The sequence below is a fragment of the Pseudomonas syringae group sp. J248-6 genome, from assembly GCF_032586995.1.
Lineage (GTDB): Bacteria > Pseudomonadota > Gammaproteobacteria > Pseudomonadales > Pseudomonadaceae > Aquipseudomonas > Aquipseudomonas amygdali.
Window position 1 is genome coordinate 89,705 of sequence record NZ_JAWHOP010000014.1, and the last position, 12,052, is coordinate 101,756.

The following is a 12,052-nucleotide window of genomic DNA, read 5'->3' on the forward strand; positions in this document are numbered from 1 at the left end:
TAGCGAAGTGCGATTGTGCCGATAATAGTTGATGTTATTTCAAGTCGGTTACTTTATTCTCGCCGCGCTCTTCTGTGTGGCCAATCGCCACTTTTTGCTGCGGCAGGTTCTCGCCAAGCATGGCAGCGCCCCCAACATAAGGAATGAATCGTGAACTCTGTGATGTTTCGCAAGACCCTTCTCGCCATGGCTGTGGCTGCAACTGCCGTTCCGGCTTTTGCTGAAACAGTCCAACTGACCAACGCTGGCTACAAAAGCGAGCGTCAGACCCATACCGGCAATCTTGAGATCAACGGTGCCTATGCGGGGAGTGCGGTTAAAGATGCGATTCAGCTAAGTGGTTCGACCGTTGAAAAGAACCTTATCCTCAACGGGAACATCAGTGGCTCCGGCACCTTTGCCAGTGGTGAAGGAGCCAAAGGCATCAGCCTGGAGGGCGGTAAGATCAACGGCAACGTCATCAACCACGGTCTGGTTGAAGTTTCCGGTCAAGGCGCGACGGCCCTGGACGTCGCCACGAGCCTGAAATTCTTCGAAAACCATGGCAGCCTCTCCGCTAGCGGCGCGGGGTCTCAAGGTCTTCGAATCGACGGGGCCACCATGATAGGCAATAGTGCGGACATAACCAACACCGGGACGATCCGCGGCGAGAGCGCTGCTATCGTGATGGGCACCACCAAATTCTCTATGATCGGCGCTCAGCCTTGGTACATCGAACGGGGCGACTTCAATATCTATAACGAAGGTTCGATCATTTCTGCTGACAGGGCCATCGACGCTTCTGGAAGCAATCGTCCGGTCGAGCTGATCCTGAGAAAGGGCAGCGTCGTTGTCGGTAACCTGATCGACGTGAGCAATATCGAGCTGGAGGGGGATACTTCCTTCACGGGTACTGACAGCCGTAAAGACGGCTACAACATTCGCCTGAAGAGCGGCGGATCGGTTTACGTTGGCGGCACCTCCGACAGTCCTACTACCATGACTTTCGAGTCCGCACACAGCAGCATTAACGGCGATCTTTATGTTGACGGCAATTCGGCGCTCGGTCTGAATCTGAGTAAGGCCACTGATGCTAAAACTGCGGTACTGAAAGTTACCGGGACCACTCAGTTCGAACCGGGAGCGCAAGTAAAGCTCGCGGCCAAGGGGGACGACTTCAATGCCAACGGCACTGCTTACACGCTTATCGAAGCAGGCAAGATCGAGCTGCTGACCAAGGATGGGCGCGCGGTCGATCCTGCTGGCAAACTGGATGTAGTCAGTACCTCGGCGCTGCTTAAAATCGACAGCTATACCGTTGACGGCAAAGACGTTGTGGCTGTGGTCACCGCCAAGGGCAAGGAAGAGGTCGCTCAGGTAGTTGCCAACAACGGCGGTTCAGTTAATGAACAGACCACACTGGTCAACCTGACCGGCGACAGCATCATCAGTAAGTTGAACGACAGTGATGCGTTCAAACAGCTTTTGCTGAACGCTGACGGCGGGCAGCTTGCCAAGCTGGCCTCGCAGCTGTCGCCGGAGGTCAACGGCGGGGCCAGAAGCGCCGCTACTACCAGCCAGGGTCTGATCAGCAACGTAACGGGCAGCCGCACCAGCTCGATACGCGGCGCGTCTTCTGGCGAAGGTTTCAAGAATGCCGGGGTTTGGGTCCAGTCGCTCTACAGCGACGCCACTCAAGGCCAGCGTGACGGAATTGCTGGCTATAACGCGTACAGCAGCGGAGTCGCGGTGGGCGCTGACGGCAAGCTCAACGACAACCTGACGCTGGGGTTGGCGTACAGCTTCATCAATACCGACGTGAATGGCAAAAGTGGCAACAAGACCGAAGTCGATAGCCATGCATTCACGCTGTACAGCGGCTTCGAGCAAGGCAATTACTTTGTCGATACAAGCCTGACTTACGGCCTCAACGACAACCAGGGCAAACGCAGCATTGCAGGTACGCGTGCCAAGGCAGATTACGACAGTGACCTGCTGGGCCTGAATCTGGTGGGTGGCTACACCTATCACGTCAACCCGCAAGTATTGGTCGAACCACGACTGGCGGCGCGTTACAGCCAAGTGAACATCGACGGCTACCGTGAGAAAGGCTCGTCGGCTGCGTTAAAGGTTGAAGACCAGCGTTATGAAACCATTGAGCTGGGCGCAGGCATGCGCGTGGCTGGCAGTTTCCTCGTGGGCGCAGGAACGCTGGAGCCACAAGCCAAACTGATGGCTTACCACGACTTCGCCGCCGACGAAGCACAGAGCACATCGACCTTTCTGCTCGGCAGTACGCCGTTTGTGACCAGCGGTGCCAAAGCCGTACGTGACAGTTACGAAGCGGGTGTGGGTGCCGATTACAAACTGGGCGCCGTCACACTGGGCGTCAACTACGACTACATCGGTAAGTCGGGCTTCGATGCCGATGTGTTCTCTGCAAAAGTGCGTTACGACTTCTGATGAGAGATCACCGTCCCGGTCAGCAGCGCTGGGGCGGTATCCCTCCCGTCTTGATAGCGTTGCTGTTAAGCGTTTTTGTGACGGGTTGTCAGTCGCCACGTGCAGCCCTGCAGCAACTGGCGGACCAGCACGGCCGACAGATGCAGGTTCTGCCGGTACAGCCCTTTCCGCTGGCGGCGCTATTGCCGCCAGATACCTTCAGAACAACTCGCCTACGAGTCTATCTGGAAGGCGACGGCCATGCCTGGGCCACTGCCACTCAACCCAGTCTCGAGCCGAGCCCGCGTAACTTGCTGGTGCCTGGACTGGCAATCAACGACCCGACTCCCAACGTCTATCTGGCGCGACCTTGTCAATTCATCACAGCCCCGGCCTGCAGCGCTGCCCTTTGGACCAATCGCCGTTTCTCCCAGGCAGTGGTCACCAGCCTCAGCAGCGCGCTGGACCAGATGAAACAACGTTACGGTAATAACGAGTTCGAGCTGATTGGTTATTCAGGCGGCGCAACCCTCGCGTTGCTACTGGCGGGACAACGAAACGACATCACCCTGATTCAGACCATCGCTGGCAATCTCGCCCCGAACCAGTGGGCAGAACTAAAAGGACTTTCGCCTCTCAATGGCTCGTTGGACCCACTCGATTACATTCAGCGCCTGGCATTGATACCTCAGCGTCACTTGTCGGGAACGCGTGACGAAATGATCCCGACTGAACTGGCAAAGCATTACATCAAGCAGCTAGGCAACGGTGCGTGCAGTCAGCTGGTTATTGTCTCGGGTCCGAGTCATGAAGACGGTTGGGAGGAGGTCTGGAAGCTGTGGAGAGGACGGGACGTAGATGTGTGTCCGTGAGAGTCCTACAGCTGACCAAAACGCACTGCATTGAATCGCTATGAGTCATTTTTTATGCAAGCGCTCATCCAGCAAAGCTTCGCGATTGTCGATTACAGGCGAGCCATAGAGTCCAGCTTACTGAGCAGCGCATACGGGTCAGTCCCGATCCCCCGACAGACATCCATGAACTCAATGACATCGAGCCTGCGCTCGGCGTTCTCGGTCTTTGAGACAAATGACTGCGGTCGCCCTAGCCTGACGGCCAATTTTTTTGTGTCATACCGGCTGCGTTGCGCGCTTCCAGCAAAAGATCAAGCATCGCTATAGCGCCTGTAGCCCTGACGAAGGCTGCGCGGAGCCGCCCGCCGCCAGCCAATCTAGCGAGCCTTTTCAGTCTCCTGCATAAATTGTCCCAGCTCCTTGCTGTAAAACTTCGCCATGCTGGTTGTGCCGTGGCCACGGGTGTCAACGCTGGCCGGAATGAGCAGCAGCCGCGCATGCTTGAGCTCTTTCATGGACGCCTCCAGCCGGCCTGTTTCCGGTGGGTTGCGCTCATCGTCCGCCGAATTGATGACGAGCACCGGGGCCTGGATTTTATTCAGTCCCTGAGCCGCGTTGTAGTCGGCAGATGATTGCCATTGGTAGATGAAGTCGTTTGCGTCGGCGGTTTGCGGGGCGTTAAGGCGCTCATCTACCAGTTTGTCGGCTTGCGCCCGGGTCGGTGCGGCGACCTGATAAGCCAGGTTGCCACCACTTGTGCCAATGCTGAACATCGCGTTGGCCAAGCGCAAGGATGCTGGTTGTACGGTGTAGTTGCCGTTGTTCCACGCCGGGTCCTGCTTGATCGATTCCACTAACAAGCGGCGCATCATCCAGTTGCGTGACGACATTTCAGTCGGTTGCGAAGCCATCGGCACCAGCGCATCCATCATGTGTGGCCAGGTCTCGCCCCACATCCAGGTTTGCATACCCCCCATGGAGTTGCCGATGACCAGCCTCAGGTGTTTGATCCCCAAGCCTTCGGTCACCAGCCGATACTGGGCTTGAACGAGGTCGGTGTAGTTGTACGCGGGAAACTGAGTGCGCAGGCCATCAGAGGGTTTGCTTGACTGGCCCACGCCGATGCCGTCGGTGGAAATGATGTAGTACTTGTTTGCGTCCAGCGGTTGGCCCGGGCCAAACAGCTCGCCGCCAAAATCCTTGCTCAACACATCGCTGCCAGGTCGGTAGGTGCCGTGAAGGTAGAGAATGGCGGGGTTCTTTGGATCGCCCAGGGTGATGTAGTGCAGTTTCAGGTTGTCGAGTTTTTCACCTGTATGGAAGGTGAATTGCGGGGCGATCCAGTCGCCTTCGGTTGCGGCCGGTAACGGCGCGGCGCTCGCGGCAGGGACGATAAAAGACAGGGACAACAACAGCCCGAGCACAGGCAGGGAACTGAGACGTTGCATGGCAAGTATCCTGTTATTTTTGTTTTATGAGCCCCTGTGCCAATCGCCAGCCGGGGTGTGCGTAACCTCACGCGCCTTCAACTCCCGCAACGCTGTTTTTTCAGTGCGTCATGCGCGTTGGACGGATATTCTCCGATTGATCAGATTATGTGAAGTTGTTTTTTATTAACAGTATTTAACATCGCCGCACCACTGTGCCTATGACTTGGGTGCACGCGAAAAGCAGCCGCACGTGATCGGGCGACAAGGCAGGTTTATTTCGGACAAATAAAAAGCCGGCTTGTGGCCGGCTTCTCGTAGGCGGTTCCGATCTATTTTTGATAGACCGCAATCACCTTCAACAGGTGCGCCTCTTAAAGAAGCGCGAATAGGCAACAGGGCAAATGGATCACATGCCCTATTCAAACACCGCATCGCATGACTGCGTCAGGTGCTCTGGATGGCGCACAGAATACTGAAATTCTCCGCCAATGCCCAGCCCGAATGCCTGTCAAACCCAAACGCCTCACAACAGCAGCATCGCATTGCGCCGGCTGTTGAGTGTCGACCACCAGAATATCCAGCCCAGAATCCGTATTTTCTCCCGGTCGATATCTTCGGCGCTGAACAGTTCGTCCGGGTATTCGGCGTCGTTATGGCTGCGCAGGCGCAGACCGCCATTGGGCAGGCGGTAGAGGTAGCGCACGCGCAGGATGCCGCCGTGCTCAAGGGCGTAGATTTCGCCGTCGATGACCTGGGTCAGTTCGCGGTCGACGCCGAGAATCGAGCCGTCCTGGATCTTGTCGGCCATGCTGTTGCCGACCATGGCGACACACATGCAGTTTTTTGGGTCGATGCCCATGGTTTGCAGAACTTGCAGGGGCAGGCGGATTTTTTGCCCGGGGGCTTCGGAGAGGACGGTTTTGCCGACGCCATGAGTGGATTCGACCTCCGTGTAGATCTGAATTTCCACATCGCCGCGCAGCACGTTTCTGGTCTGCTGGATGACCATTCGGGTGTCGTCACCGGTGTTTTCATTGGCCGATTCATTGGGATGTTTGGGCCCGTCGCCCGTGCGCAGCCAGCGTGCGTTTACGGTTAACAGTTCAGCCACCTCATCAATCCGCGCCATGGGCACGCCACGCTTGAACCAGTTATTGACGTGTTGCGGCGTGATTTTGCGGTTGGCCGCAAAGTCAGTCGCTGTGAGATGGCACTCCCGAAGGAGGATGCGGAGTCGATCACCTGATGTATTCATAGAGCGAAGTCTACGGACGTCGCTTGGGCGTTTAAATGAACGAGGTGTTGAGATCGACGTTATCCCAAGGGGGGGCGGCTATCCGGACTACGGATTGAATGAATATCGTGTAGGCAGATTCCGTAATAGCGCTTTTTTGGCTAAACGACGTACCGGGCGTTTACCCTTGCTATACGGGCATTAACGAACTGTTTATCGAGCGCCTAAAAGTCGAACGCATTTTTAAACGTGTGCGCTGCAAAAAAAACGGATGGGTGTGTTTCAAGGAACGGTATTGGCGGGGAGCAGCGGCAGGGAAGGGGTCAAGCGTGTTTCAGGGCACGTGTGTGGCGTGCCCTGAAACGCCAGATCAGTGATCAGCCTTTGAACGCTGCAACCGATTTGGTGATCTCGGCGCGGGCAGCGTCAGCATTGCCCCAACCTTCGATTTTCACCCATTTGCCTTTTTCGAGATCCTTGTAGTTCTCGAAGAAGTGCTTGATCTGCTCAAGCAGCAGGGCTGGCAGATCGGTGTACTCTTTCACGTCGACATACAGCTGGGACAGCTTGTCGTGTGGCACTGCGATAACCTTGGCATCGCCACCGCCGTCGTCAGTCATGTGCAGAATACCGACCGGGCGGGCACGGATGACCGAACCTGGGGACACCGGGTAAGGCGTCACCACCAGCACGTCCAGCGGGTCGCCGTCGTCAGCCAGCGTGTTAGGGATGAAACCGTAGTTGGCCGGGTAGAACATCGGGGTGGCCATGAAACGGTCAACGAACAGGCAATCGGTTTCTTTGTCGATTTCGTACTTGATCGGCGCATGGTTGGCCGGGATTTCGATCGCGACGTAGATGTCGTTCGGAAGGTCTTTGCCTGCCGGAATCTTGCTGTAGCTCATTGGGCATTGCCCCCATAGTTGACCAGACAGATTTTGGCGCGAACCGCCAAAAAGTGGTCCGGATTATAGGCATATTCTGTTTTGGTTGCCACGCATGGCCTTGGCCGTTGTCAGTTGTCCCGGTAAGCCGGGTCCTGCTGGCACAGCAGGTTCAGTCGGGCGAGGGTGTCTTGCCGGTAAAACGCCTTCAGTTGTTCGTAGACTGCCGGGTAACTGTCGTGCAGCAGGTCGGGTGCGCTGAAGAAGTATTCGCTGGTCACGGCGAAAAACTCGGCAGGGTCTTCTGCAGCATAGGGATCGATAATGGTTTGCGCCTCAGGGTTCTCGTCGAGTTGCCGATTGAGGTCATCGAACGCGCGTTGCATGACCCTCGCCCATTCGGTCACCTGCATGTCGCCGTGCAGCGGCGGCAGCCCATTGGCGTCGCCGTTGAGCATGTCGAGCTTGTGCGCCAGTTCATGGATCACCAGGTTGTAGCCATCCCAGTCGCCGCTGCTCAACACGCCCGGCCAGGCCAGAATCACCGGGCCCTGCAGCCAGGCTTCGCCGCTGTGTTCGCCGTCCCACTCGTGCTCTACGCCACTGGCATCGCGATGGCGCTGCGGGCTGACGAAGTCGTCGGGGTACAGCACGATCTCGTGAAAGCCCTGATACCAGTTCAGTTCGCCCAGATTCAGCAGAGGCAGTTGCGCCTGGGCGGCGAGAAACAATCGCTGCTCGTCATCCAGATCAACGCCCGGCAGTGCACTGAGGTGTTTGTCATTCAGAAACAGTACGCAGGCGTCACGCAATTGCGCATGCTGCCCGCTGCTCAGCCCATCGAGGATCGGCAGACGTCCACGCACCTTCTGCCACAGCTCGTCAGCAACCGGGTGTCTGGCGAGCGTACGCTGCCTGCGCCAGTTGCTGAATGACCACATGATTCAGCGTGCGTCTGCCGGAGGCGCGCTACGGCTGCGAACCACACCAATGATCATCGGCACCAGCGACAGCAGGATGATTGCCAGTACCAGCAAGGTCAGGTTGTGCTTGATGAACGGCACGTTGCCGAAGAAGAAGCCCAGTGTCACCAGGCTGCCGACCCACATCACCGAGCCCAGTACGCTGAAACCCACGAAACGCGGATAGGACATTCTGCCTACACCGGCCACGAATGGCGCGAAGGTGCGGATAATCGGCAGGAAACGCGCCAGTGTTACGGTCTTGCCGCCGTGGCGCTCATAGAAATCCTGGGTGCGCAGCAGGTAGTCGCGGCGGAAGATGCGCGATTTTGGGTTGCTGAACAGTTTCTCGCCCGCAGTGCGGCCAATAACGTAGTTGGTGCTGTCGCCCAGAATCGCCGCCAGCATCAGCAGCCCGGCCAGCAGGACCGGGTCCATGCCGCCGCCGGCAGCCACGGCTCCGGCGATGAACAGCAGCGAGTCGCCCGGCAGGAAGGGCATGATCACCAGCCCGGTTTCGCAGAAAATCACTAAAAACAGAATCGCGTAGACCCACGTACCGTAGTTGGTCACCAACAGGTCAAGGTAGACGTCGAGATGCAGAATAAGGTCAAGCGGGTTGAAATCCATTAAGGCACCTGAGGCGAGAACCCTGTCCGGGGTCGCATGCGGAAGAAACGACTGTTCAGTATGCGCGGCATTATAGAAGCAGAATGCGCAGAAGGGGTTTGGGAATAAGCGCTGGGTTTTTGATGTGTGACGACTGGAGCAGTATGTTGCGCTGACGCGGCTTTGCTGCCGCGTGCTGGCGAGGGGGTGATCAGTCTTGGTTGATGGGCAGCACGTAGTTTTTGAACTGCGTGTCTTCCTTGAAACCGATGGACTCATAGACTTTTTGCGCCACCTCGTTATTGCTGCTGGTCGACACGCGCAGTCGCACCGCATGCGTTTCCTTGGCCATCTTCTTCGCCTGTTTAATCAAGTGATCGGCGACCAGTTGGCGGCGTGCGTCCTCGGCAACATAGATGTCGTTGAGAATCCATACCCGCTTGAGCGACAGCGATGAGTAGCTGGGATACAGCTGGCAGAAGCCCAGCAGTCTGCTCTCGTCATCCTTGGCCAGCGCCAGATAGATCACTGACTCGTCACGACGCAGACGTTTTTCGAGAAAGTCCCGTGAGGAGTCCGGGAACGGTGTCTCACCGTAGAACTCGCGGTACTTGATGAACAATGGGCAGAGCAGGTCAAGGTGTTCGAGAGTCGCTTTGATAATCCGCATGGTTGGCCTCAACTTCCCTATGGGCTGATGCAGTGCGCCGGGATGATTACGCGATCCTGCCCGGCGACTTTAGAAAGCACAATCTAATGTGGTGCGGCCGGGCCGTCGAGCAGGAAATTGCCGATCGGCTTGCCTGAATGCTCGGCAGAGCCGTCTGACTCAAGGGTCTGCAGTTGCGCTTCGTCTTTAAGATTGACCCCCGATATCTGCCGCCTGCAGGCCTCGCGCATCAGGTACAGCAGCCGATGGGCTGCCATGCCATAGCTCAAGCCTTCCAGGCGCACGTTGGAAATACAGTTGCGGTGCGCATCATTCAGCCCGATCTTCGGCGCGTAGGTGAAATACAGCCCCAGACTGTCCGGTGAGCTTAGGCCCGGGCGCTCGCCAATAAGGATCACTACCATTTTCGCGCCAAGCAGTTCGCCCACCTCGTCAGCCACGGCGACGCGGCCCTGCTCGACCATTATCACTGGCGACAGGGACCAGCCCTCGGCGTTTGCCTGCTCCTCCAGGCGAGTGAGAAAAGGCACTGCATGTCGATGCACGGCCAGGGCTGACAGACCGTCGGCGACCACTACCGCCAGATCGAGACCGCCCGGATGAGCCGCCGCGTACTCGCGCAGTGCCTGCGCAGACTCCTCATTCAGGCGTCGGCCCAGGTCCGGGCATTGCAGGTAGCTGTCGCGGTCGGCAGCAGCGCTGTGCAGCAAAATGGTTTCACGACCTTTCTCGGTCAGTTGCGCGCTGATCGCGGCATGATCGAAGGCCAGATGCACGGCATCGCGCGCCTGGGCATGCGCCGCTTGAAAGTCGAGCTGCGCGGAGGTGGGCAGGCTGGTGCCGGTTCGCCCCAGCGCGATGCGTGCGGAGGTCAGGCGGCGTAGCTCCAGCCAGGGATTGGCTGGTGCGGCGTTGTCTTGTATTTCGTTCATCGGCTGATCACTCATGCGAGGTGCGCCAGTGCCTGGCGGAACGCAGGCGGCAGGCTGTCACCGAAGCGGACGCGGCCATCGGTCTGGGTGAAGATGCCCATTTTCTCCAGCCAGGCCTCGTATTCCGGTGCGGGACGCAGGCCCAGGCTTTGCCGGGCGTACAGCGCGTCGTGGAACGAGGTGGTTTGATAATTGAGCATGATGTCGTCGGAGCCGGGAATACCCATGATGAAGTTGATCCCCGCGACCCCCAGCAGCGTCAGCAGGGTATCCATGTCGTCCTGATCGGCTTCTGCGTGGTTGGTGTAGCAGATGTCGCAGCCCATCGGCACACCCAGCAGCTTGCCGCAGAAGTGATCCTCCAGACCGGCGCGGATGATCTGCTTGCCGTTGTACAGGTACTCGGGGCCGATGAAACCGACCACGGTGTTGACCAGGAACGGGTTGAAATGCCGGGCGACGGCATAGGCGCGGGTTTCGCAGGTCTGCTGGTCGACGCCGTGATGCGCGTTGGCCGACAGAGCGCTGCCTTGCCCTGTCTCGAAGTACATCAGGTTTTTCCCGAGGGTGCCGCGGTTCAGGCTCAGGCCCGCTTCGTAGCCTTCCTGCAACAGTTTGAGGCTGATGCCGAAGCTTGCGTTGGCGGCCTCGGTGCCGGTGATCGACTGGAACACCAGGTCCACCGGTACGCCACGGTTTATCACCTCGATAGATGTGGTGACGTGGGTCAGCACGCAGGATTGGGTCGGGATTTCATAGCGCTGGACGATGGCGTCGAGCATTTCCAGCAAGGCGACGATGGACGAGGTACTGTCGGTCGCCGGGTTGATACCGATCATGGCATCGCCATTGCCGTACAGCAGGCCGTCGAGCACGCTGGCGGCAATGCCGGACGGGTCATCGGTGGGGTGGTTGGGTTGCAGGCGTGTCGACAGCCGCCCGCGCAGGCCCATGGTGTTGCGAAAGCGCGTCACCACCCGGATCTTCTGTGCCACCAGAACCAGATCCTGCACGCGCATGATTTTCGACACGGCAGCGGCCATTTCCGGTGTCAGGCCGGGAGCCAATGCGCGCAGGCTGGTTTCATCGGCCTGCTCGCTGAGCAGCCAGTCACGAAAGCCGCCGACCGTCAGATGGCTGACCGGGGCAAACGCCAGTTTGTCGTGGGTATCAATGATCAGCCGGGTGACTTCGTCCTGTTCGTACGGGATCAGGGCTTCTTCAAGAAAGTGCTTGAGCGGAATATTCGCCAGCGTCATCTGCGCTGCAACGCGCTCGCCGTCGCTTTGCGCCGCAACCTCGGCCAGATAATCACCGGAGCGCGCGGGGCTGGCCTTGGCCATTACTTCTTTGAGGCTGTCGAAGCGGTACGTCTGCGCACCGACAGAATGGGAAAAGCTCGCCATACAGATTCTCCATGACGTCGCGCTGTTTGCGTCGGACGTAGTCTTTCGGGTGAACCGGTGACGTCCCGGTTCAAACGACTGTGGGAAGCGATGCAAGCAATTAATACTCCATCCCGGCCGGGAGTGCGAGTTTGCAACCATGAACAGGGGATTCAGAGCAAAGATGCATCACGCCAAGGCGCGATGCCAAGGCGCGATGCACAGGGTTGGTGCGCGATGCTTTTTGAGACGACTATCGTGCTGACCCCGCGCATTTGAGATCGGACGCAGAGCGTCCAGGACGCAGAGCGTCCAGAAAGGCGTTCCCACGCGGAGCATGGGAACGATGAACATCCTGAGACGACTATCGTGCCGATGCTCCGCGTCGGCATGCAGTTCGTGACGCTCTGCGTCACAAGCTCTTGCTGACCCCGCGTATTCAGGACTGGACGCAGAGCGTCCAGAAAGGCATTCCCACGCGGAGCATGGGAACGATGAACATCTTGAGACGACTATCGTGCCGATGCTCCGCGTCGGCATGCAGTTCGTGACGCTCTGCGTCACAAGCTCGTGCTGACACCGCGCATTCAAGATTGGACGCAGAGCGTCCAGAAAGGCATTCCCACGCGGAGCATGGGAACGATGAACATCTTGAGACGACTATCGTGCCG

Annotated in this window: 10 protein-coding genes and 1 pseudogene; 2 read left to right on the plus strand and 9 right to left on the minus strand. The window is 58.1% G+C overall.

Annotation, left to right across the window (positions count from 1 at the left end; genetic code table 11):
• Positions 1-162: 162 nt before the first annotated feature.
• Together RYC17_RS18270 and RYC17_RS18275 are read left to right on the plus strand one after the other, a co-directional pair.
• Positions 163-2,442 (plus strand): autotransporter outer membrane beta-barrel domain-containing protein, encoded by a 2,280-nt coding sequence (locus RYC17_RS18270; protein WP_230018788.1) that lies wholly within the window; start codon positions 163-165, stop codon positions 2,440-2,442.
• Positions 2,442-3,293, plus strand: coding sequence for an alpha/beta hydrolase (locus RYC17_RS18275; protein ID WP_316903982.1), 852 nt, complete (start codon positions 2,442-2,444; stop codon positions 3,291-3,293). The genes RYC17_RS18270 and RYC17_RS18275 overlap by 1 nt, the downstream gene beginning before the upstream one ends.
• Before the next feature lie 92 nt (positions 3,294-3,385).
• Here RYC17_RS18275 and RYC17_RS18280 read toward each other — a convergent pair.
• From RYC17_RS18280 to RYC17_RS18320, 9 genes and pseudogenes are all read right to left on the minus strand, one after another.
• Positions 3,386-3,594 (minus strand): annotated as a pseudogene (locus RYC17_RS18280) (helix-turn-helix domain-containing protein).
• 58 nt (positions 3,595-3,652) lie between these two features.
• Positions 3,653-4,723 carry an alpha/beta fold hydrolase gene (locus RYC17_RS18285; RefSeq protein ID WP_316903984.1) on the minus strand — a complete coding sequence of 357 codons (1,071 nt, stop codon included), beginning with the start codon at positions 4,721-4,723 and terminating at the stop codon, positions 3,653-3,655.
• Between the two features lie 505 nt (positions 4,724-5,228).
• On the minus strand, positions 5,229-5,960 hold the full coding sequence (locus RYC17_RS18290) for a helix-turn-helix transcriptional regulator (RefSeq protein ID WP_058401244.1): 732 nt from the start codon (positions 5,958-5,960) through the stop codon (positions 5,229-5,231).
• 356 nt (positions 5,961-6,316) lie between these two features.
• Complete coding sequence (gene ppa, locus RYC17_RS18295; RefSeq protein WP_002551870.1) at positions 6,317-6,844, minus strand: inorganic diphosphatase; 528 nt, start codon at positions 6,842-6,844, stop codon at positions 6,317-6,319.
• A gap of 110 nt (positions 6,845-6,954) precedes the next feature.
• Complete coding sequence (locus RYC17_RS18300) at positions 6,955-7,764, minus strand: zinc-dependent peptidase (RefSeq protein WP_316903986.1); 810 nt, start codon at positions 7,762-7,764, stop codon at positions 6,955-6,957.
• A gap of 3 nt (positions 7,765-7,767) precedes the next feature.
• Positions 7,768-8,415, minus strand: a complete 648-nt coding sequence (locus RYC17_RS18305; RefSeq protein ID WP_058407845.1) for a DedA family protein — start codon at positions 8,413-8,415, stop codon at positions 7,768-7,770.
• 190 nt (positions 8,416-8,605) lie between these two features.
• Positions 8,606-9,064, minus strand: coding sequence for a GNAT family N-acetyltransferase (locus tag RYC17_RS18310; protein ID WP_316890204.1), 459 nt, complete (start codon positions 9,062-9,064; stop codon positions 8,606-8,608).
• An 83-nt stretch (positions 9,065-9,147) separates the two neighbouring features.
• Positions 9,148-10,011, minus strand: coding sequence for an ethanolamine ammonia-lyase subunit EutC (eutC, locus tag RYC17_RS18315; protein WP_316903988.1), 864 nt, complete (start codon positions 10,009-10,011; stop codon positions 9,148-9,150).
• A complete protein-coding gene (locus RYC17_RS18320) occupies positions 10,008-11,402 on the minus strand; it encodes an ethanolamine ammonia-lyase subunit EutB (RefSeq protein WP_002551875.1) in 1,395 nt (464 codons plus the stop codon). The genes eutC and RYC17_RS18320 overlap by 4 nt, the downstream gene beginning before the upstream one ends.
• Positions 11,403-12,052: the final 650 nt, after the last annotated feature.

Coding starts and splice junctions, on each gene's coding strand:
- RYC17_RS18270 (WP_230018788.1), top strand. CDS start 163: ATGTTTCGCAAGACCCTTCTCGCCATGGCTGTGGCTGCAACTGCCGTT.
- RYC17_RS18275 (WP_316903982.1), top strand. CDS start 2,442: ATGAGAGATCACCGTCCCGGTCAGCAGCGCTGGGGCGGTATCCCTCCC.
- RYC17_RS18285 (WP_316903984.1), bottom strand. CDS start 4,723: ATGCAACGTCTCAGTTCCCTGCCTGTGCTCGGGCTGTTGTTGTCCCTG.
- RYC17_RS18290 (WP_058401244.1), bottom strand. CDS start 5,960: ATGAATACATCAGGTGATCGACTCCGCATCCTCCTTCGGGAGTGCCAT.
- ppa (WP_002551870.1), bottom strand. CDS start 6,844: ATGAGCTACAGCAAGATTCCGGCAGGCAAAGACCTTCCGAACGACATC.
- RYC17_RS18300 (WP_316903986.1), bottom strand. CDS start 7,764: ATGTGGTCATTCAGCAACTGGCGCAGGCAGCGTACGCTCGCCAGACAC.
- RYC17_RS18305 (WP_058407845.1), bottom strand. CDS start 8,415: ATGGATTTCAACCCGCTTGACCTTATTCTGCATCTCGACGTCTACCTT.
- RYC17_RS18310 (WP_316890204.1), bottom strand. CDS start 9,064: ATGCGGATTATCAAAGCGACTCTCGAACACCTTGACCTGCTCTGCCCA.
- eutC (WP_316903988.1), bottom strand. CDS start 10,011: ATGAGTGATCAGCCGATGAACGAAATACAAGACAACGCCGCACCAGCC.
- RYC17_RS18320 (WP_002551875.1), bottom strand. CDS start 11,402: ATGGCGAGCTTTTCCCATTCTGTCGGTGCGCAGACGTACCGCTTCGAC.